Raw genomic sequence first — 20,386 nt, forward strand, 5'->3', positions numbered from 1 at the left:
TGGTGCCAGCGTAGTCGTGCCGGAACAACCCCCGTTGCTGCAGGATCGGCACCACGGTGTCGACGAACACGTCCAACCCGGTCGGCAATACGTCCGGCATCAGATTGAAGCCGTCGGCCGCGCCGGCCTTGAACCAGGCTTCGATGTCGTCGGCGATCTGCTCGGGCGTGCCGACGATGATCCGGTGGCCGACGCCGCCACCGAGGGCGCGCAGCAATTGACGGACGGTGAGATTGCCGCGGCGCGCGATGTTCACCGTTCCCTGAAACATGGTGTGGTTGGCGTTGGCCGGCAGCGGCAGCAGATCGGGCAGGGGCTTGTCGAGCTCGAGAATTGCCGGGTCGACCTGCAACGTGCCGGCCAGTCGGGCAAGGCTGTATTCGATCGGAACCAGCTCCCAGAGCTCGTCTTGCCGCCGCTTGGCTTCCGCCTCCGTGCTGCCGATGACGGTCGCAAGTCCCGGCAGAATCACGATGGAGCTTCCGGCGCGGCCGTACGTGGCAGCCCTGGCACGCAGATCGCGCGCATAGGCGACGCCTTCGTCGATCGTTTGCGCAAGCGTGAACACCGCTTCGGCCTGCGCGGCGGCGAGGTCGCGGCCGTCGCTCGATCCGCCGGCCTGAACGGTGACGGGGCGTCCCTGCGGCGAACGCGGTACGTTGAGCGGGCCGGTCACGCTGTAGTGGGTGCCGCGATGTCCGATCGGGTGGACTTTTGATGTATCGACGAACCGCGCCGCCTCCTTGTCGCCGACAAAGGCATCGTCTTCCCAGCTGTCCCACAACGCATGGACGACTTCGGCGAACTCCTTGGCACGGTCGTAGCGCGCCTTGTGCTCGAGCACGGTGGGAAGGCCGAAGTTGCGGCTGGCTGCGGCATCGGCCGTGGTCACGGCGTTCCAGCCGGCGCGACCGCCGCTCACTAGATCCAGCGTCGCGAAGCGGCGCGCGATGTTGTACGGCTCGTTGTACGTGGTCGACGCTGTTGCGATCAGCCCGATATGGCTGGTCGCGGCGGCGACGGTTGCCAGCACGATGGTCGGCTCCAGCGACATGAACGAGCGGTAGTCGATGCGGTCGGTGATGGCGGGCGTGTCGGCCAGGAAGATCGCATCGAGCTTGCCGCGCTCCGCGATCTGGGCAACGCGCACGTAGTGGCCGACGTCGAAACAGGCGCGCGGGTCGCTGTCCGGCAGCCGCCAGGCCGACGCGTAGACGCCGGAATGCAGGAGATTGACGTTGAGGTGAAGCTGACGATGGGACATGGCGGCCGTATCTGCGATGATGCTTGTCGCTAGATATCGACATGATGCGCGCGGGAAAATGCATCGCGGCGCGGAGCAGGCAAAAAAAAATATCCGTCCCCGCCGGCGCGCCTTGTGCGCAAGCTCGTGTCGCGTTGTTCGTCGATGACGCAACATCCGGCATGCGGCGACACGAATTTTCTTTGCGCGGCAAGGCAGGTGAAAGCTTCGTCCAACTCTCCGCAAATATCTGAAATTGCCAGTCGGGCTGGCGCGCGCGACGATGTGTCGTGGCGCACCTTGCGCCGCGACCGATCCGCCTGGAGCCTTCCATCATGCCGAACCCGTCTCATCGCGCCGAACGCGTGTCCGCGCCTGAAGGCTCGGTCGTGTTCGAGGCCGACGTTCTGGTGATCGGCGGCGGACCCGCGGGGACCTGGGCCGCAGTCAGCGCCGCCGAGCGCGGCGCGCGGGTGGTGCTCGCCGACAAGGGATTTTGCGGCACCTCGGGCGCCACCGCCGCGGCGGGAACGGGCGTCTGGTACATCGATCCGGATCCGGCGTTGCGTGAGGCCGCGATGGCCAATCGCGAGAAGATGGGCGGCTATCTCCAGGATCGCCGTTGGATGACGCGCGTGCTCGACAGCACCTATCAACATAGCAATCGCCTGGCCGATTGGGGATATCCCTATCCGGTGGACGGCCGCGGCAAGTCGCAGCGCAACTCGCTGCAAGGCCCCGAATATATGCGCCTGATGCGCAAGCGTACCAAGCAGGCCGGCGTCACCATTCTCGACCACAGCCCGGCGCTTGAACTGCTCGTCGACGACGACGGGGCCGTCGCCGGCGCCAGCGGCATGCGGCGGCAGAAGCAGGATCGCTGGACGGTGCGGGCCAAGGCGGTGGTGATCGCCACCGGCGGCTGTGCATTCCTCAGCAAGACGCTCGGCTCGAACGTGCTGACTGGCGACGGCTATCTGATGGCCGCGGAGGTCGGTGCCGAATTCACCAGCATGGAGTTCTCCAACCCCTACGCGATCTCACCGGCATTCGGCTCGGTGACCAAGACGCTGTTCTACGGCTGGGCCAGTTTCAGCTATGACGACGGCAGCGTGGTGCCCGGCGCGGCGTCGAAGGGCGGACGATCGGCGATTGCGCGCGCCCTGCTCGAGGGCCCGGTCTATGCCCGGCTGGACAAGGCGGATGACGATGTGCGGCATCATATGCGCGTATCGCAGCCGAATTTCTTCCTGCCGTTCGATCGCACCGGGATCGATCCCTTCAAGGACCGCTTTCCGGTCACGTTGCGGCTGGAGGGGACCGTCAGGGGGACCGGTGGCCTTCGCATCGTTGACGACAGTTGCGCCAGCAGCGTGCCGGGGCTCTATGCCGCCGGCGACGCGGCGACCCGCGAATTGATCTGCGGCGGCTTCACCGGTGGCGGCAGCCACAATGCCGCCTGGGCGATGTCGTCGGGAGCCTGGGCCGGGCAGGGCGCCGCTGACTATGCCACCCAGGTCGGACCGGCTGCCGGGCGCACATTGTCGTCCGCGGGTGCCGTGGCATTTCGAAGCCGGTCGCGCCGTGCATTCGCGCCGGCCGCGCTGGCGAGGGCGGTTCAGGCTGAGGTCTTCCCGTACGAGCTGAACTACTTCCGCGAGGCATCGCGATTGCAGGGCGCGCTCGGGCGTCTCGACGCGGCGTGGCGCGACGTGTCGGAAGCGGACGCCGCCGACACATCCGAGATCGTGCGGGCGCGCGAGACCGCGGCGATGCTGGCGACCGCGCGATGGATGTACCGCAGCGCGCTCGCCCGGCAGGAAAGCCGCGGCATGCATCGCCGCGACGACTTCTCCGAGCAGGACAGCCGGCAGCGGCATTATGTGACGACCGGCGGCCTCGACGAGATCTGGACCTCGGCCCGGCCCCATGCCGAGGCCGGCTATGCGGAGGCTGCGGAGTGATCGAGGTCATCGACGGCGAGCGCTGTACGTCCTGCGATATCTGTGTCAACGTCTGCCCCACCAACGTGTTTGACAAGACGGACGGAATTCCGGTAATCGCCCGGCAAGGCGACTGCCAGACCTGCTTCCTCTGCGAGCTCTATTGTCCCGAGGATGCGCTCTATGTTTCGCCCTTTGCGGATCAGGCGCAGCCGATCGACCTCGTTGCGCTCAAGCAAACGGACAGCATGGGCAGCTATCGCCGGGCCGTGGGCTGGACCGATGAGACCAGCGATCGCCGCGGCGTCGACCGCAGCTATTTGCTCTTTGGTCATTGAGGCGCGGCCGCGCGCGTGGCGACCAAGACGACCTTATGGACTGACTGAATGAACGTGCATCAATCCCTGACGGCAGCGGAACCTGTCGAGACGCTGTCGCCATTGCCGCATCCGCCGACCACGGCCGATGCCATGGTCCGGTTCGAGCAGGTCGCGAAGGCCTACCCGGCTTACCGCGACAAGCCGAGCGTGCAGGCGCTCAAAGACATCGACTTCGCAATTCCGCGCGGCTCGATCACCGGCGTGATCGGGCGTTCCGGTGCCGGCAAGTCCAGCCTGGTGCGGCTGATCAACGGGCTGGAGAAGCCATCGAGCGGCCGTGTCGTCGTCGACGGCCGCGATATCTCCGGACTTTCGGGCCGTGATCTGCGCCTGGCGCAGCGCTCGATCGGCATGATCTTCCAGCATTTCAATCTGCTTTCGTCGCGCACGGCCGCCGACAATATCGCGCTTCCGCTCGAGATTGCGGGCTGGTCGAGGCGCGACATTGCGGTCCGCGTCGCGGAGTTGCTCGAGCTCGTCGGCATCGCGGACAAATATGATCGCTACCCGTCCGAGCTGTCGGGCGGCCAGAAGCAGCGCATCGGCATCGCCCGCGCGCTGGCGACGCGGCCGAACGTTCTGCTGTCGGACGAGGCGACGTCGGCGCTCGATCCGCAAACAACCCGTTCGATCCTCGATCTGCTGGCCAACATCAATCGCGAGCTTGGCGTCACCATCGTCCTGATCACCCACGAAATGTCGGTGGTGCGTCAGCTCGCCAAGGAAGTCGTGGTGATCGACGGCGGTCATATCGTCGAGCGTGGTCACGTCGCTGACATCTTCACGCATCCCGCGCATCCGGTCACCCAGGCCTTCCTCTCCGAGGTGATCGGCGACAGCGTTCCGGTGTCGCTTGCAAGTCGCTTGCAGCCACGACCGGTTGCCGGTGGTCACGCCGTCATTCGCATCCAGGTTCGTGGCGCCGACGCCGGCGACACCATCGTCGCCCGCCTTGCGCGCGAGCTCTCGATCGACGTCGCGCTGCTGTCGGCCCGGATCGATGAGATCGGCGGTCAACATGTCGGCTCGCTGTCGCTGGGCATTCCCGGCGGCGAGGCCGCGGCCGACAAGGCGGCGGCGTATCTTTCCCAGAACAACCTGCCGGCGGAGCGGCTCGGCTATGTCGCGTGACCTCCTCAATTTGATCGTTCAGGCCACCGGCGAGAGCCTGTTCATGGTGTCGATCGCCGCATTGATCGCCACCGCGTTCGGGCTTCCGATCGGCGTCTTCCTGGCCACCAGCCGCAAGGGGGAATTGTTCGCGGCGCCGGCGGTCAACAGCGTGCTGGGCATCATCGTCAATGCGACACGCTCGACGCCGTTCATCATCCTCGTGGTCGCCATCATCCCGTTCACGCGCCTGATCGCGGGCACCTCCATCGGCTCGGGCGCGGCGATCGTTCCGCTGACCATCGCCGCGATGCCGTTCATCGCGCGATTGGTTGAGGCGGCGATCCGAGAGGTCGATGCCGGCTTGATCGAGACCGCGTCGTCGTTTGGCGCCAGCCCTCTGCAGATCGTGCTCAAGGTTCTTATTCCGGAAGCGCTACCGGGCCTCGTGCTTGCGCTGACGCTCGCGGTGGTCAGCCTGCTCGGCTATTCGGCGATGGTCGGCGCGGTCGGCGGCGGTGGGCTGGGCGACCTTGGCATCCGGTACGGCTACCAGCGTTTCATGCCCGAGATGATGCTCGCGGTTGTCGTCGTCCTGATCGCGCTGGTGCAGACGGTGCAGACGGCCGGCGACTATCTCGCCCGCCGCGTCAACCGCCGCCTGCGCCATCGCTGAGACCGGCCACGATCTCTTCGGCGCCCTTTTTGCAATACTGACAATTCCTGTGGAGACCCAAATGTCGTTTCGTTCCATTGTCGCGTTTGCCAGCGTGCTCACGCTCTGGTCAGCGTCTGTCGCGGCGGAGACCATCAAGATCGGTGTGACGCCGGGGCCGCATGCGCAAATCCTCGAGGCCGTGAAGCCGATCGCGGCAAAGAACGGGCTCGACATCCAGCTGATCGAGTTCTCTGACTATGTGGTGCCGAACGCAGCGCTCGACGCCGGCGATATCCAGGCCAATTCGTTCCAGAACCAGCCTTATCTCGACAACCAGAAGGCCGATCGCGGTTACAAGATCGAGGCGGTGGGGTTGACGGTGAACTTCCCGATCGGCGTCTATTCCAAGAAGCACAAGAGCTGGGCGGACATTCCGGATGGTGGCAAGGTCTCGATCCCGAACGATCCGACCAATGGCGGCCGCGCCCTGCTGCTGCTGCGCGACAAGGGTGCGATGAAGTTGAAGGACGGCGTCGGGTTCAAGCCGACCGTCCTGGATGTCAGCGACAATCCGAAGAAGCTCAAATTCGTCGAGGTGGATGCGGCCCAGGCGCCTCGTGCGCTCGACGATGTCGATGCCGCAGTGATCAACACGAACTATGCGACCCAGGCCGGGCTCGATCCGGTCAAGGACCCGATCCTGCGAGAGGACCCGAAGGGGCCTTACGTCAACCTGATCGCGGTTCGCGCTGCGGACAAGGACAAGCCGTGGGTCAAGATCCTCGTGGACAGCTATCACACGGCGGAGGTCAAGGAGTTTGTCCTGACCAAATTCAAGGGCGCCGTGCTGCCGAGCTGGTAGCCGCGGCCGGCGACAACGCGCCGGCCGGAGTCAGGCCGTGACCTTATTCGGCGGCGTCGGAGCGGACTGTGTTCGAGACCGACCGCCGGTAGCCAGCGCCGGGATGCGTGGCATGAAGACGCGGTCCGCGCTCGGGGAAGAGTTTTTCCCGCAGCGTGCCTTCGCGATAGGCCGTCTTGTATACGCCGCGTGATTGCAGTTCCGGCACCACGAGGTCGACAAAGGCGTCGAGCGATTCGGGCGCGACGAGGCGGAACAGGTTGAAGCCATCGACGTCGGTGTCTTCCGCCCAGGCGATCAGCTCGTCCGCGACATCCTGGGGCGAGCCGACCACGAAGGGGGATCGTGCGCCGACGCGGCTCAGCGTCGCAAGATCGCCGACCTTGACTGGGCGGTCGCTCCGCAGGGTGAAGTTCTCCACCATCGACTGGATCGCGTTGCTCTCGACATATTGCACCGCCTGGTCGGGGCGATGGGTCGAGAAATCGATGCCGGTCCAGCCCGAGAGCAGCGCGAGCTGCCCAGTCTGGTCGACATGTGCGGCATAGTCGGCGAGCAGGTCTTCGGCCTCAGCCCGGGTCGGCGCGACGATCACGGTCGCGCCGGCGAACAGGCGGATATCATAGGGATCGCGCCCGGACTCCTTCGCGGCGCTCCTGATGTCGCGGGCCGCGCGGGCGAGAATTGGCCTGGTCTGCCCGTTGAGGAAGATGGCCTCGGCATGCCGTGCCGCGAAGGCGCGGCCGCGCTTCGAGGTGCCCGCCTGATACAGCAGCGGCGTGCGTTGCGGAGAGGGCTCCGCGAGGTGGATGCCGTCGACCTTGTAGTGCGGCCCTTCATGGCGGACGCGATGGATTTTGGAGGGATCGGTGAAGATGCGAGCCGCGCGATCCCGGCGCACGGCGTCATCCTCCCAGCTGCCCTCCCATAGTTTGTAGCTCGCAGCGAGGAATTCGTCGGCCGCCTCGTAGCGTTCGTCATGGGCGCGGTTGGCGTCGAGGCCCATGCCGCGGGCACCGCTGTCGAGATAGCCGGTCACGATGTTCCAGCCGATCCGCCCGTTGGTGAGATGATCGAGCGTCGAGAAGCGGCGCGCGAGCTGGTAAGGGTGTTCATAGGTGAGGTTGGAGGTGATGCCGAAACCAAGGTGTCTGGTGACGAGCGCCATGGCGGAGACCAGCAAGGTCGGCTCTGCGTTCGGCAATTGAACGGCGTGACGGAGCGCGGTGTCCGGATTGCTGCCGTAGACGTCATAGATGCCGAACACGTCAGCCAGGAAGATGCCGTCGAGCAGTCCTCGCTCGGCGGTCTTCGCATAATTGACCCAGTAATCGAGCGAGTTGTAGTCGAGCGAGGTGTCGCGCGGATGCGACCACAGGCCGGCCCAGTTGTGGCTCGGCGCCATCATGTTGAATGCGTTGAAGCGAAGCTCTCTCGATTTTGTCATCGACCTGTTCCGACAGTGATCGTGTCGGGACAACGTAACAGCTTGCCTGCGCGACTTTGTCTATTCGAACGGTCTGCGCAAAAATCCTGCTGTTGCGGAATTCCCGGACAGCACGTTACGCTCATTGCTGCGCGCGGGCGGAGTGGACGCGTCCATGCAGCTCGGATCGCGGGCCATCACCGCACTGCGTGATCGGCGATCTCACGCGCCGGCACCGGCCGCCGGGAAACGAAACAAATGCGTCGTGCCGGATGTTTCGTCTGAAAAATTCAAGATGCCGTTCCGCGAGACGTCAGCACGTCCATCGCTATTTTCCTGGGCATCTCGACAGCGGCAAGGTCGCTGCGCATCATTTCGCGACTTGCAACGCGTGTTCACCGATCCCAGGAGAGTCCGAAATGCCGGTCGAAACGAAGAATCTCGAGACGCTCGCCCTGCATGGCGGGTCCTACCGGTCCGATCCCACGACTGGTGCGGTGGCGGTTCCGATCTATCAGACCACCTCGTTCCAGTTCGAGAACACCGACCATGCCTCGCGGCTGTTCGCGCTGGAAGCGATCGGGCAGATCTACACAAGGATCAAGAACCCGACGGCGGACGCCTTCGAGGAACGGCTGGCGGCGCTGGAGGGCGGCGTCGGCGCGCTCGCCGTGGCGTCGGGCCAGACCGCCTCGGCCTTTGCCATCTTCAACCTCGCGCAGGCCGGCGACAACATCGTCTCTTCGACCGATCTCTATGGTGGCACTTGGACCCTGCTGTCGCAAACCCTGAAGCAGTTCGGCATCGAGGTGCGGTTCGTCGATCCAACCGATCCCGAGAATTTCCGCCGTGCCACCGATGCGAAGACCCGCGCCTATTTTGCGGAAACCCTGCCCAATCCCAAGCTCAACGTGTTCCCGATCAGGGAAGTGGCCGACATTGGCCGCTCGCTCGGAGTGCCGCTGATCCTCGACAACACGGCGGTGCCGTTGATCGCACGCCCGTTCGAGCATGGTGCCGCGATCGTGGTCTATTCGACGACGAAGTATATCGGCGGCCATGGCACGTCGATCGGAGGCGCGATCGTCGACGGCGGCAATTTCGACTGGGCGGCGCATGCCGAGCGCTTTCCGCTGCTGACGCAGCCGGACGCCGCCTATCACGGTGCGATCTGGACGGAGGCGGCCAAGCCGCTCGGTCCGATCGCCTACATCCTGCGGGCGCGCGTCAAGCTGTTGCGCGATCTGGGCGCCGCGATCGCGCCGCAAAATGCCTTCCAGTTCATCCAGGGGCTCGAGACGCTGCCGCTGCGGCTGCGCCAGCACAATGAGAATGCCATCAAGGTGGCGGAGTTCCTGGCCAGGCACCCCGGCGTTTCCCATGTGATCTTCCCGGGATTGCAGGACGGGGAGAATCGCCGCCGCGCCGATACCTATCTGAAAGGCGGCTATGGCGCGCTGGTCGGCTTCGAGTTGAAAGGTGGTGTCGAGGCTGGTCGCCGGTTCATCGATGCGCTGAAGCTGTTCTATCACGTCGCCAATATCGGCGATGCGCGGTCGCTCGCGATCCATCCGGCCTCGACCACCCACCAGCAGCTGACCGGTGCGGAGCAAATCGCGGCCGGCGTCACGCCCGGCTACGTGCGGCTTTCGGTCGGGATCGAGCACCCTGACGACATCATCGCCGACCTCGTTCAGGCATTGGCCCAGGCCGAGGCAGGCAGCAGCGCCCGCAAGGCGGCGTGATCGCATTTGGTAAATCGAAACAGGATTGAGATGATGAAGACATTGTTGCGCCTGGCGCACGCGGCAGGCGTTCTCCTTGCCCTGACGGCGAGTGCCGTCGCCGATGAACCCCTCAAGATCGCGACCAGCGCCGGTCCGGTCGGCCAACTCGCGGCGTTCGCCGCCAAGCTGGCCAAGGACAAGGGACAGGACATCAAGGTCGTCGAGCTGTCCGACTGGGTCGCCTTGAACGAGGTGGTCAACAGCGGCGACGTCGACGCCAACCTGTTCCAGCACGGCACTTATCTTGCGATCCAGAACAAGCAGCGCGGCTTCAATCTGGTCCAGGTCGACAAGGTCGGCGTGATCGCGCCGGTCGGGCTGTTCTCGAAGAAGATCAAGTCACTCGACGAGATCAAATCCGGTGACAGCGTCGCGATCCCGAACGAGCCGCTCAACGGCGCACGTGGATTGATCCTGCTCGAGCGGGCCGGCCTGATCAAGCTGACGCCGGGCAAGGGCTTCGCGGTGAGCCGGTTCGACGTCATCAAGAACCCCAGGAATCTGAAGATCGTCGAGCTTGATCCGGCGCAGACCTATCGCTCGCTCGACGACGTCACGCTCGCACTCGTCAACATCACCTATTTGATCCCCGCGGGCGGCGATCCCAAATCGGCGCTGCTGATTGATCGCACGGTGGATGACGGACTCGTGCTGCGCTTCACGGCGCGGCCGGACAAGAAGGATGATCCGCGCCTGAAGGCCTTCATCCAGGTCTTCGACTCGCCCGAGGTGAAGAAATTCATCGAGGACAAGCTGCCGGCGTTCATTCCGGCCGGCTTCAGCAGCTAAACGCGCGTCCGTTCACGGCGGATCGGGTGCTGCCCTGTCTCTTCAGTACGGGAGAGCAGGGCAGCGAGTTCGGCACACTGGTTGCGGATGTCGGGGAAATGTGGACAGGCGGCCACGTCGAGAACGTTGGCCGCGTGTGTCTTCAGCAAGTGTCTTGGCTCAGCTGAAACCGCAGCACGCGCTGTGCGCGGCCAGCGCGCTGTCGGCTCAACTAGCCATGCGGCCCGAACAGGAACAGCTCGTGCAGATCGCGCTGTCCATCGGGATTTGCGGCGCGGGCGCGCTTCCTGCGCCACCGCTGCAGCTGTCGGGTCATGCGACTGAGGGAGTGAAGCCAAGAGGATGCGTGACGCATAAAACCTCCGTCGAATAGTCGTCCTGTTAAAATAGCACGTCTTTGCCCAGCTCGAACGCGAACCATGATCGACGCGTCCAGTTTGCAATCAATGAGTCGAACCATGCCCGTTCTATGGAACGGTAGCTTCGCCTGCCGAGCCGACAACGGAAATTCATTCTCGGAGCTATCGCCGATCAGCGACGGCATCTCGATCTGAGCGGCGCTCGCGGAGCGAGGGCCGCGTGAGTGCGCCACATCGAACGACGAGAGCTGGTCTGCCGCACGCTCTATCGTTGCGTCTCGGCGCTCGTGGGCGGTGGCTTGTACCGCGCATCTCGCCCGATCACCGTCCAGCACCGGTCCGACGTTCGGCACGAACGGATCGGCAGCTGCTGCTCCGATAAACCGGCCTGAGCAGCTTGAGCGATGCGTGAGGTGCGACCCGAGCGCGGGGCGCCCTGCGGCGAGGACGGTTGACAGGGGGGAGCGGTCACTTTAATCACCTGACTAATTAATCAATTAATTAAGGTCTGAAACCCTAGGGAAAGAATCCGCCTGATGCCGGCCGGCCGTCGAAATCCGAAGCTGCTTGCCCCGCGCGGTCGCGGCTTCACTGGGCTGGAAGACCAGGCGCCCGTCGGCGCCATGCAGATCGGCCTCGAACAGGGCGGAAATGGCGTCGTCCAGCATGCCGCATTCGTTGCCGCTCGGGCATGGCATAGCGCCGGCTCGATCCTCACGGGCGGCGACGCGGCGTGCCCCGATCGCTGCCTTCAGATTCCGCATGCAGTTCCGTTCACGCGTGCGCCGCTCGGCGTTGCGCGCTTGACAGCGATGTCGCGGATCGGCGCGGCCTGCCCGAACCAGGGTGGGCTTCATTCACCCGTACGACAAATGAGGAGTGAGGCGTAAACGATGGGACGTCGATCTGAAGTATTGATGGCGCAAGACACCGCCGGCACGGACAACCGGCGCGTGATACAGGTGGTATCGCGCGCATTCGACATCGTGCGTTGCTTCGAAGGTCGAAGCATACGCCTGGGCAATCGCGACATCGCCGATCGCTGCGGTCTTCCCCGATCGACGGTCTCCCGTCTCACCTTGACCCTCACCCAGATCGGTCAGTTGATCTACCTGCCGCAAGAGCAGAAATATGCTCTCGGCCCGCACGCCGCCGCGCCGAGCGTCCCGTTGTTCGCCGAGGGCTGCGACAAGCCCGCCTGCGCCGACGAGCGGGAGCGCGAGACGGCGCAACCGCCGATGCTGATCAACGCGCGCTATTTCGAAGATCAGCGCAAGCCGGTTGCCGCCCCGCTTTCGGTCACGCCACACCGCTGACGCCTCGGTTTGTTCCGGGGCAGAAGACGCAGCGCAAGCGGTCGGGACCAATCGGCACGGGCTCACAGTGAAGAAACATCCAAAGTAGAGGGAAACGCATGTCTGAAGCATACATCATTGACGCGGTCCGCACGCCGCGCGGCATCGGCAAGCCGGGCAAGGGTGCGCTGTCGCATCTGCATCCGCAGCAACTGGCGGCAACCGTGCTCGGCGCGCTCAAGGAGCGCAACAAGCTCGATACGTCGACCGTCGATGACATCATCTGGTCGACCTCGACCCAGGAAGGCAAGCAGGGCGGCGATCTCGGACGCATGTCGGCCCTTGCGGCCGGCTACGACATCAACGCCAGCGGCACGACGCTGGATCGCTTCTGCGGCGGCGGCATCACGTCGGTGAACCTCGCGGCAGCATCCGTGATGTCGGGGATGGAGGATTGCGTCATCGCCGGCGGCACCGAGATGATGAGCTATCAGCAGACCCTCGCAGCCGAGCGCTCCAAGGCGGGGCAGCCGGCGCGGATGATGGGTTCGGGCAATCCGGCGCTCGACGAGATTCACCCGCAGTCGCACCAGGGCGTGTGCGGCGACGCCATCGCCACGCGTGAGGGGATCAGCCGGGAAGCCTGCGATGCGCTGGCGCTGGTCAGCCAGCAGCGCGCCAAGCGGGCGATCGATGAAGGCCGCTTCGCCAAGTCGGTGATCCCGGTCCTCAACGACGACGGCAGCGTCGCCCTCGGTCGTGAAGAATTCCCGCGCCCCGAGACCACGGCCGAAGGCCTTGCCTCGCTGAAGCCGAGCTTCGAGCAGCTTGCCGATTTCGATCTCGGCAACGGCACGACGTTCAAGAAGCAGATCCAGCGCCGTTACCCGGATCTCGAGTGGAAGGGCGTGCATCATGCCGGCAACAGCTCGGGCGTGGTGGACGGCGCCGCGGCGGTGCTGATCACGTCGAAGGAATATGCCCAGAAGCACGGCCTCAAGCCGCGCGGACGCATCGTGGCCTATGCCAATCAGGGTGATGATCCGACGCTGATGCTCAATGCCCCCGTTCCGGCGGCCAAGAAGGTTCTCGCCAAGGCCGGCCTGACCAAGAACGACATCGACGTCTGGGAGATCAACGAGGCCTTCGCAGTCGTCGCCGAGAAGTTCATCCGCGATCTCGACCTGAATCGCGAGAAGGTCAACATCAATGGCGGCTCGATCGCGCTCGGCCACCCGATCGGCGCGACCGGATCGATCCTGATCGGCACGGCGCTCGACGAGCTCGAGCGCAGTGGCGGACGTTATGGTCTCGTCACCATGTGCGCCGCCGGCGGCATGGCGCCGGCCATCATCATCGAACGCATCTGATCGCGAAAGGAACTTGCCATGAAACTCGATTCATCGGTCGCCGCCGTCGTTACCGGCGGCGCTTCCGGCCTCGGCGCAGCCACCTCGCGGGCGCTCGCGGCGCAAGGCGTCAAGGTCGCGATCTTCGACTTCAACGAAGAAAAGGGCGAAGCCATCGCCAAGGAAATCGGCGGCGTGTTCTGCAAGGTCGACGTCACCTCCGACGAGCAGGTCGATGCGGGCTTCGCCAAGGCCCGCGCGGCCCACGGCCAGGAGCGCATCCTGGTGAACTGTGCAGGCACCGGCAATGCGGTGAAGACCGCCGGCCGGGACAAGAAGACCGGCGAACCCACCCACTTCCCGATCGACGCCTTCAACCGCATCATCCAGATCAACCTTGTCGGCACCTTCCGCTGCATCGCCAAGTCGGCGAAGGGCATGCTGTCGCTGGCACCGTTGGAGCACGGCGAGCGCGGCGCGGTCGTCAACACGGCGTCGGTCGCGGCCGAGGACGGCCAGATGGGGCAGGCGGCTTATTCAGCGTCGAAGGCCGGCGTCGTCGGCATGACCTTGCCGATCGCGCGCGACCTGATGGCCGATGGCATCCGCGTCAACACCATCCTGCCGGGCATCTTCAACACGCCGCTGCTGCAGGGCGCCCCGGAGAACGTCAAGGCCGCGCTCAGCGCCTCGGTGCCGTTCCCGAAGCGTCTCGGCATGCCGGAGGAATATGCCCAGCTGGCGCTGACCATGATCACCAATGGCTACTTCAACGGTGAAGACGTTCGCCTCGATGGCGCCATTCGCATGGCCCCGCGCTGAGCTACGGCAACAGGAGACGAAAGCGATGTCTGAAGAAACTCCGGTCCTGACTGAAGTCCGCGGACCTATTCTGATCATCACGCTGAACCGGCCGGAAGCCAAGAACGCGGCTAACCTCGCCCTCTCCAAGGGCGTGGCCGCGGCGATCGACCGGCTCGACGCCGACGATGCCCTCAGCGTCGGCATCATCACCGGTGCTGGCGGCACATTCTGCTCGGGCATGGACCTCAAGGGGTTCCTCAAGGGCGAGCGGCCGTCGATCCCCGGCCGTGGCTTCGCCGGCCTCACCGAGGCGCCGCCGAAGAAACCGCTGATCGCGGCCGTCGACGGTTACGCGCTCGCTGGCGGGATGGAGATCGCGCTGTCGTGCGACATGATCGTCGCCAACCGCAACGCCAAGTTCGGGATCCCCGAGGTGAAGCGCGGGCTAGCTGCCGCGGCCGGCGGGCTGATCCGCATGCCGCGCCAGATGCCGTTCCGCGTGGCGATGGAGTTCGCATTGACAGGCGAGTTCTTCGGCGCACCGCGCGCCTACGAGCTCGGCATCATCAATCGCGTGACCGATGGCCCGGCGCTCGACGCCGCGCTCGAGCTTGCCGCCGCGATCGGCGCCAATGGCCCGCTCGCGGTCAAGGCATCCAAGCAGGTGATCGTAGAATCCAGGCTCTGGCCGGAAGACCAGATGTGGAAGAAGCAGCAAGAGATCGTCGCTCCCGTCTTCGTATCCGAAGATGCCCGCGAGGGTGCGGCGGCCTTTGCAGAAAAACGCGCGCCGAACTGGAAGGGCAAGTAAGGCGTCGCTCGTTTCGATGACGGAGCGCCGGTTTTGAAGCAGAACCGGCGCTCCGAATTTTTTTGTCAGTGCTTCGGCACACGCCGGCCGGTTTCCATGCCGCTTGAGAGCGCTATTTGGTGAATGATGCGCAACTTTACCGAAGACCAGGTCATCTTCCGCGACTCCTACCGCAAGCTCCTCGCCAGCGAGATCGCGCCTCATATGGAGGCGTGGCGGGAGGCTGGCATCGTCGACCGCAGCGCGTTCAAGAAGGCCGGCGACCTCGGCTTCCTGATGATCTGGCCCGAGGAGAAATACGGCGGGATGGGCGATGAGGACTTCCGCTATGAGCAGATCATCATCGAGGAGACCGCGCGCTCCGGCTGCAAGGGCTGGTTCAACACGCTGCACAGCCGCCTGGTCGGCTCCTATTTCAAGCGCTTCGGCACCGAAGAGCAGCGCGGCCGCTTCCTCCCGAAATGCGTCAGCGGCGAGACCATCCTGGCGATCGCGATGACCGAGCCCGGCGCAGGCTCGGACCTCGCAGGCATGCGGACGACGGCGGAAGACAAGGGCGATCATTTCCTGCTCAATGGCTCGAAGACCTATATTTCCAACGGCATCAATTCCGACGTCGTGATCGTGGCCGCCAGGCTCGCAGGCGCCGAGAAGAAACACGCCATGGTGCTCTTGATCGTCGAGCGCGGCATGGAGGGCTTCGAGCGCGGCCGCAATCTCAAGAAGATGGGCATGCCGGCGCAGGACACCGCCGAGCTGTTCTTCCAGAACGTGAAGGTACCCAAGGCCAACGTGCTGGGAGAACCGGGCAGGGGCTTCTACTATCTGATGGAAGGCCTTGCCGAGGAGCGGCTGATCTCCGCGGTCGGATCGATCGCCAACGGCCGCAAGGCGTTTGACATCACGCGCGCTTACGTGATGGATCGCAAGCTGTTCGGAAAGCCGCTCGCCGAACAGCAGAATACCCAGTTCCGCATGGCGGAGATGGATGCCGAAATCGACCTCGTGCAGGTCTATGTCGATCACTGCGTGGCCGAGCACAACGCGGGACGCCTGACCAGCAATATGGGCGCCAAGGCCAAGATGATGTCGTCGGAAGTCGAGTGGAAGATGCTCGACCTCGGCGTGCAGCTGCACGGCGGCGCTGGCTACATGGATGAATATCCGATCAGCCGGATGTTCACCGACGCGCGCGTCAATCGGATCCTGGCGGGAAGCTCCGAGGTGATGCGGCTGATCATCGGCCGCGATGTTTTCTCGGAGCACTACAAGAGCATTCTGGACTAGCTCTTCAGCGCAGCAAGCAATCTAGCTCCGGTCGCGCGCTACCCGCGTGCCTGCCGCAGCGGCTCGCGCGCGTATTCCTTCGAGCGCATCAATGCGTCGACGAAGATCGGCTCCCAGGAGCGGATGTGGCTGCGAAGCAGGGTCGGCAGCGCCTCGGTGTCGCCTGCGAGCGCGAGCTCGATTAGCCGGTAGTGCTCAGGCACCGAGGCCTGCTGCCGCTCGAGGCCGGCACGTGAGCTAATGCCGTAGAGCCGCATCTTGTCGCGCAGGCCCATCACCATGTCGGTCAAGAGCTCGTTGCCGGCGGCGGCGATGAACGCGCGATGATAGTTGCGGTCGGCTTCGAGATAGAGCTGGACGTCATCGGTCTCTACGGCCTTGGCGATCTCATCGGCCCAGCCGCGCACGGCTGGTAGATCCTCTGGAGGATTGGCGGCGACCAGCACGGCGGCGTGCAGCTCCAGCACCTCGCGCATGTCGAACAAATTGCGCAGCTCGGCCAGCGACGGCTCCACCACCTTGAAGCCGCGGTTGCGCATCGGCTCGACCAGACCGCCGCGGCTGAGCTCGAGCAGTGCTTCGCGCACCGGCGTCGAGGAGACGCCGAGGCTCGCCGCGAGCGACGGCACCGAATACATCGTGCCGGGAAGGCTCTGCCCGGAAATGATCTCGGCGCGCACCCGCTGCAGCACCTGTTCACGCAAATTCTGGTCCATGGGTGGTCGCGCCGCCTCTCGTTCCGAGCTTCGATTCGTCCCTGATTATTACTTAGCCTTGACGCGGCTGGTAGCGTATGACGTAAATGTGTAGCGCATTACTAAAATGCGTCACAAGGGCTGACTTGATGAAGAGGCGGCGGTGAAACAGCGGTTACCCGGCTATTGCACGCTTTGTCGCTCGCGCTGCGGTGCCATCACCGTGGTGGAGGACGGGCGCGTGGTCGGTGTGGAGGTATTAAATAACCACCCGACCGGTGGCGCACTTTGCGCCAAGGGCCGGGCCGCACCTGAAATCGTCGCCAGCCCGCGCCGTCTGACCGTGCCCTTGAAGCGGACCCGGCCACGCGATGCCGCCGATCCGGGCTGGATCGAGGTGTCCTGGGACCAGGCTTTGACCGAGATCGCCGACCGGCTCGCCGCCATCCGCGCCGAGAGCGGTGCCGAAGCCGTCGCATTCGGTGTCACCACGCCGAGCGGCACGCCGATGGTCGACAGTTTTGAGTGGGTCGAGCGCTTCATCCGCGGCTTCGGCAGTCCCAACCTGATCTACGCGGTCGAGATCTGCGGCTGGCACAAAGACTATGCACACGCGCTGACCTTCGGCCGCGGCATCGGCTTTCCCGATTACGACAATGCCGATGCGATCATCCTGTGGGGCCACAATCCCGCCCGCACCTGGCTCGCCCAGGCGACGCGGATCGCTGACGCGCGGCGGCGCGGCGCCAAGGTCGTGGTCGTCGATCCGAAGCCGAACGGGTCGGGTCAGCAGGCCGATCTCTGGCTGCGCATTCGCCCCGGTGCCGATGGCGCACTTGCGATGGGCGCGATCCGTCATCTCATCGCGACTGGCAGCTTCGATGCTGACTTCGTCGACCAATGGACCAATGGATCGCTGCTGGTTGATCGCGCGACCGGGCGCTTCCTGCGCGCCGACGCGTTGTGGCCTGATGGCGGGCCTGAGACTTTCGTTCGTCTCGATGCCTCGGGCTCGCCGTTCGCCTGCGACACCCGCTATGCGCCGGAGCGCAGCGGCCAACTTCGCGGCACGCTGTCGATCCGTGCGCGCGACGGCCGGATGATCTCGGCAGCAACCGCGTTCGAATTGCTGGCCGAGCGCGCCGCGCCCTATACACCGGCGCGCGTGGCGGAACTGACCTGGCTGCGTGCCGAGGACATCGACGCATTCAATGCGCTGCTCGCGGCCCGGCCGCGGCTCGCCTATCATTCCTGGACCGGTGTCGGCCAGCACACCAACGCCACCGCGATCGAGCGCGCGATCGCATCGCTCTACGCGCTGACCGGCGCCTGCGATCGGCCCGGCGGCAATCGCTGGCCGGTGCCGCCGCCGACGCGTCCGCTCAACGACTACAACATCCTGCCACCGGAGCAGCAGGCCAAGGCGCTCGGCATTGCCGAATTGCCGCTCGGCCCACCGGCGAAGGGCTGGATCACCGCGCGTGATTTCAGCCGCGCCGTGCTCGAGGGCGAGCCTTACCGGGTGCGCGCGCTGGTCGCCTTCGGCACCAACTTCGTCGTTTCGCAGGGCCATTCCGAGCGCAACCGCGCGGCGCTGAATGCGCTGGAATTCCAGGTTCATGTCGACATGTTCATGAACCCGACCGCGGAGAGCGCCGATTTCGTGCTGCCGGCCAGCACGCCGTGGGAGCGTGATGCGCTGAAGATCGGGTTCGAGATCACGCAGCAAGCGGTCGAGACCGTGCAGTTTCGCCCGCGCATGGTCGAGCCGGTCGGTGAAGTGAAGGCCGATTACGAGATCGCCGCCGCACTCGCGCTCAAGCTCGGCATGGGCAGCCTGTTCTTCGGCGGCGACATCAAGGCCGGCTGGAATTATCAACTGGCGCCGCTCGGCATCGATGTTGAGGATCTGCGCGAACATCCCGAGGGACGCCGCTTCCCGCAGGTCTTCCGCGATGAAAAATACGCCGTCACGCGCGAAGACGGAACGGCGGCGGGCTTTGCCACGCCGACACGCCGTGTCGAGATCTATTCGGAGCTGATGCTGGGACACGGGCATGACCCGTTGCCCGATCACGTCGAACCGGTCGGCAGCCCGCTCACGACAGCGGCGGACGAACGCTTTCCGCTCGTGCTCTCCACCGCCAAGAGCGGCTGGTTCGTTCACTCCTCCTGGCGGCATGTCGCCTCGCTGCGACGAAAGTCGCCCGATCCGGCCGTCGAGATCAGCCCGCAACTCGCCGAGCGGCGCGGACTTGTGGAAGGCGACTGGGCCGTGGTGGAAACACAAGGCGGTGCCGTGCGCCTGAAAGTGCGCCTCAATGCGGCGCTCGACGCGCGGGTCGTCGTCGCCGAATTCGGCTGGTGGGAGGATTGTCCGCCGCTCGGCCGCGATCGTTCCGCGACATCAGGCAACCTCACGCGCAACATCAACGCGGTGCTGCACGATGATGCGCGCGATCCGGTCAGCGGCTCCGTTCCGCTGCGCGCGATCGTCTGCGATATCAGGCGGGACGACGTGGCCAGCCGCGGCGTCTGGAGCGGCCGGCGGCGGTTCGTGGTCGGCGAGCGCAGGGCCGAGGCCGATAACGTCATGGCCCTCAGCCTGCGGCCGCTCGACGGTGGTCCGCTGCCCGACTTCCTGCCGGGGCAACACGTGATGACCGCATTGCCCGGCGCAACCGAGGCGCGCGCCTATTCGCTGACCGGATCGGGCAACCTGCCGCAAGCGCTGTCGATTGCGGTGAAGGGACGTTTCCTCAATGAGGTTCGGAGCAGCGATGCGCCGTTCTTCATGCCGGATCGACTGCATGGTCTCGATGTTGGAGACGAGGTTCTGCTGGAGCCGCCGGGTGGCATCTTCACGCCGCCATTGAAGGGGCCGCGGCCGCTGGTCTTCCTCGCTGCCGGCATCGGCATCACGCCGTTCATCAGTCATATCGAGACGCTGCAACACACGGCGCAACAGGATCGTGTAGCCGAAATCCTGCTGCTGCACGGCTGCCGCAGCGGCCGCGAGCACCCCTTCGCGCAGCGGCTCGCCGAGCTGGAAGCCTCTACGCCGGAGCTGACGCGGGTGACGTTCTATTCGGCCCCGCTCGCGCCAGACCCGGTCGCTTCGCAGTCGCTGCACAAGGGAAGGGTCGATCTCGAACAGGTCAAGCCGCTACTGGCTCGCCGGCCGCTGGTCTACATCTGCGGTTCGCCGGATTTCGTCACGGCCCAGATCGAGGCAGCCGTGGCGCTCGGTATCCCGCGGTTCGACGTCTTTGCCGAAAGCTTCGTGTCGCCGCCGTCGGTGCCGAGCGACCTCGCGCCGCGAACGATCCGTCTTGCGGGCAGCAAGCAGAGCTTCACGTGGGGACCGGAGCAGGGGACTCTGCTCGACGCTGCAAGTGCGGCGGGCGTTGCGCTGCCGAGCGGCTGCCGTGTCGGGCAATGCGAAAGCTGCGTGGTCGAGGTGGTCGATGGGGAGTTCACCCATCTCGGCCCTGTCGACGGCAGCGAGGGGCAGTGCCTCACCTGCCAGGCCGTGCCGCTCACCGATCTCACGCTCGCGCTTTGATGACCAAACACGATTGAAGGCCA

At 65.1% G+C, this 20,386-nt stretch carries 16 protein-coding genes and 1 pseudogene; 13 read left to right on the plus strand and 4 right to left on the minus strand.

The features are described 5' to 3' along the window. On the minus strand, positions 1-1,264 hold a 1,264-nt coding region (locus BraRD5C2_RS12855), incomplete at its 3' end, for an LLM class flavin-dependent oxidoreductase (RefSeq protein ID WP_223968882.1). Positions 1,265-1,578: 314 nt separating this feature from the next. Between BraRD5C2_RS12855 and BraRD5C2_RS12860 the strand changes: the two genes are divergently transcribed. Genes BraRD5C2_RS12860 through BraRD5C2_RS12880 form a run of 5 tightly spaced genes read left to right on the plus strand, consistent with a single transcriptional unit; the run spans position 1,579 to position 6,196 of the window. Then, complete coding sequence (locus BraRD5C2_RS12860) at positions 1,579-3,207, plus strand: FAD-dependent oxidoreductase (protein ID WP_223968884.1); 1,629 nt, start codon at positions 1,579-1,581, stop codon at positions 3,205-3,207. Beyond that, positions 3,204-3,524 carry a 4Fe-4S dicluster domain-containing protein gene (locus BraRD5C2_RS12865; protein ID WP_212310343.1) on the plus strand — a complete coding sequence of 107 codons (321 nt, stop codon included), beginning with the start codon at positions 3,204-3,206 and terminating at the stop codon, positions 3,522-3,524. The genes BraRD5C2_RS12860 and BraRD5C2_RS12865 overlap by 4 nt, the downstream gene beginning before the upstream one ends. 48 nt (positions 3,525-3,572) lie before the next feature. After that, the gene (locus tag BraRD5C2_RS12870) at positions 3,573-4,697 is read left to right on the plus strand and encodes a methionine ABC transporter ATP-binding protein (protein WP_223968886.1); all 1,125 of its coding nucleotides are present in this window, start codon (positions 3,573-3,575) and stop codon (positions 4,695-4,697) included. Then, on the plus strand, positions 4,687-5,352 hold the full coding sequence (locus BraRD5C2_RS12875; protein ID WP_223968888.1) for a methionine ABC transporter permease: 666 nt from the start codon (positions 4,687-4,689) through the stop codon (positions 5,350-5,352). The genes BraRD5C2_RS12870 and BraRD5C2_RS12875 overlap by 11 nt, the downstream gene beginning before the upstream one ends. Before the next feature lie 49 nt (positions 5,353-5,401). After that, positions 5,402-6,196 (plus strand): MetQ/NlpA family ABC transporter substrate-binding protein, encoded by a 795-nt coding sequence (locus BraRD5C2_RS12880; protein ID WP_374707988.1) that lies wholly within the window; start codon positions 5,402-5,404, stop codon positions 6,194-6,196. A 43-nt stretch (positions 6,197-6,239) separates the two neighbouring features. Here the strand turns inward: BraRD5C2_RS12880 and BraRD5C2_RS12885 are convergent, their stop codons facing one another. Continuing rightward, a complete protein-coding gene (locus tag BraRD5C2_RS12885; RefSeq protein ID WP_223968891.1) occupies positions 6,240-7,643 on the minus strand; it encodes an LLM class flavin-dependent oxidoreductase in 1,404 nt (467 codons plus the stop codon). Positions 7,644-8,041: 398 nt separating this feature from the next. Between BraRD5C2_RS12885 and BraRD5C2_RS12890 the strand changes: the two genes are divergently transcribed. Then, positions 8,042-9,367, plus strand: coding sequence for an O-acetylhomoserine aminocarboxypropyltransferase/cysteine synthase family protein (locus BraRD5C2_RS12890; RefSeq protein ID WP_223968893.1), 1,326 nt, complete (start codon positions 8,042-8,044; stop codon positions 9,365-9,367). Between the two features lie 33 nt (positions 9,368-9,400). After that, positions 9,401-10,198, plus strand: coding sequence for a MetQ/NlpA family ABC transporter substrate-binding protein (locus BraRD5C2_RS12895; RefSeq protein ID WP_223968894.1), 798 nt, complete (start codon positions 9,401-9,403; stop codon positions 10,196-10,198). 856 nt (positions 10,199-11,054) lie between these two features. Here the strand turns inward: BraRD5C2_RS12895 and BraRD5C2_RS12900 are convergent. Continuing rightward, on the minus strand, positions 11,055-11,414 hold the full coding sequence (locus BraRD5C2_RS12900; protein ID WP_223968895.1) for a hypothetical protein: 360 nt from the start codon (positions 11,412-11,414) through the stop codon (positions 11,055-11,057). A gap of 36 nt (positions 11,415-11,450) precedes the next feature. Between BraRD5C2_RS12900 and BraRD5C2_RS12905 the strand changes: the two are divergent. From BraRD5C2_RS12905 to BraRD5C2_RS12925, 5 genes and pseudogenes are all read left to right on the plus strand, one after another. Next, positions 11,451-11,729 (plus strand): annotated as a pseudogene (locus tag BraRD5C2_RS12905) (helix-turn-helix domain-containing protein); the annotation flags it as partial. A gap of 242 nt (positions 11,730-11,971) precedes the next feature. Continuing rightward, the gene (locus tag BraRD5C2_RS12910) at positions 11,972-13,222 is read left to right on the plus strand and encodes an acetyl-CoA C-acetyltransferase (protein WP_223968896.1); all 1,251 of its coding nucleotides are present in this window, start codon (positions 11,972-11,974) and stop codon (positions 13,220-13,222) included. Between the two features lie 18 nt (positions 13,223-13,240). Then, the gene (locus BraRD5C2_RS12915) at positions 13,241-14,023 is read left to right on the plus strand and encodes an SDR family NAD(P)-dependent oxidoreductase (protein ID WP_223968897.1); all 783 of its coding nucleotides are present in this window, start codon (positions 13,241-13,243) and stop codon (positions 14,021-14,023) included. A 25-nt stretch (positions 14,024-14,048) separates the two neighbouring features. Beyond that, a complete protein-coding gene (locus BraRD5C2_RS12920; protein WP_223968898.1) occupies positions 14,049-14,816 on the plus strand; it encodes a crotonase/enoyl-CoA hydratase family protein in 768 nt (255 codons plus the stop codon). A 126-nt stretch (positions 14,817-14,942) separates the two neighbouring features. Next, a complete protein-coding gene (locus BraRD5C2_RS12925; RefSeq protein ID WP_223968899.1) occupies positions 14,943-16,103 on the plus strand; it encodes an acyl-CoA dehydrogenase family protein in 1,161 nt (386 codons plus the stop codon). Positions 16,104-16,141: 38 nt separating this feature from the next. On the opposite strand, the gene BraRD5C2_RS12930 is transcribed toward BraRD5C2_RS12925, so the two are convergent. Beyond that, positions 16,142-16,819 (minus strand): GntR family transcriptional regulator, encoded by a 678-nt coding sequence (locus BraRD5C2_RS12930; protein WP_223968900.1) that lies wholly within the window; start codon positions 16,817-16,819, stop codon positions 16,142-16,144. A gap of 142 nt (positions 16,820-16,961) precedes the next feature. On the opposite strand from BraRD5C2_RS12930, the gene BraRD5C2_RS12935 reads away from it, so the two are divergent. After that, complete coding sequence (locus BraRD5C2_RS12935; protein ID WP_223968901.1) at positions 16,962-20,363, plus strand: molybdopterin-dependent oxidoreductase; 3,402 nt, start codon at positions 16,962-16,964, stop codon at positions 20,361-20,363. The last annotated feature ends 23 nt before the right edge of the window (positions 20,364-20,386 follow it).

Origin of the sequence: Bradyrhizobium sp. RD5-C2, from assembly GCF_019972155.1 — a bacterium.
In the GTDB taxonomy this organism is placed as follows: domain Bacteria; phylum Pseudomonadota; class Alphaproteobacteria; order Rhizobiales; family Xanthobacteraceae; genus Bradyrhizobium.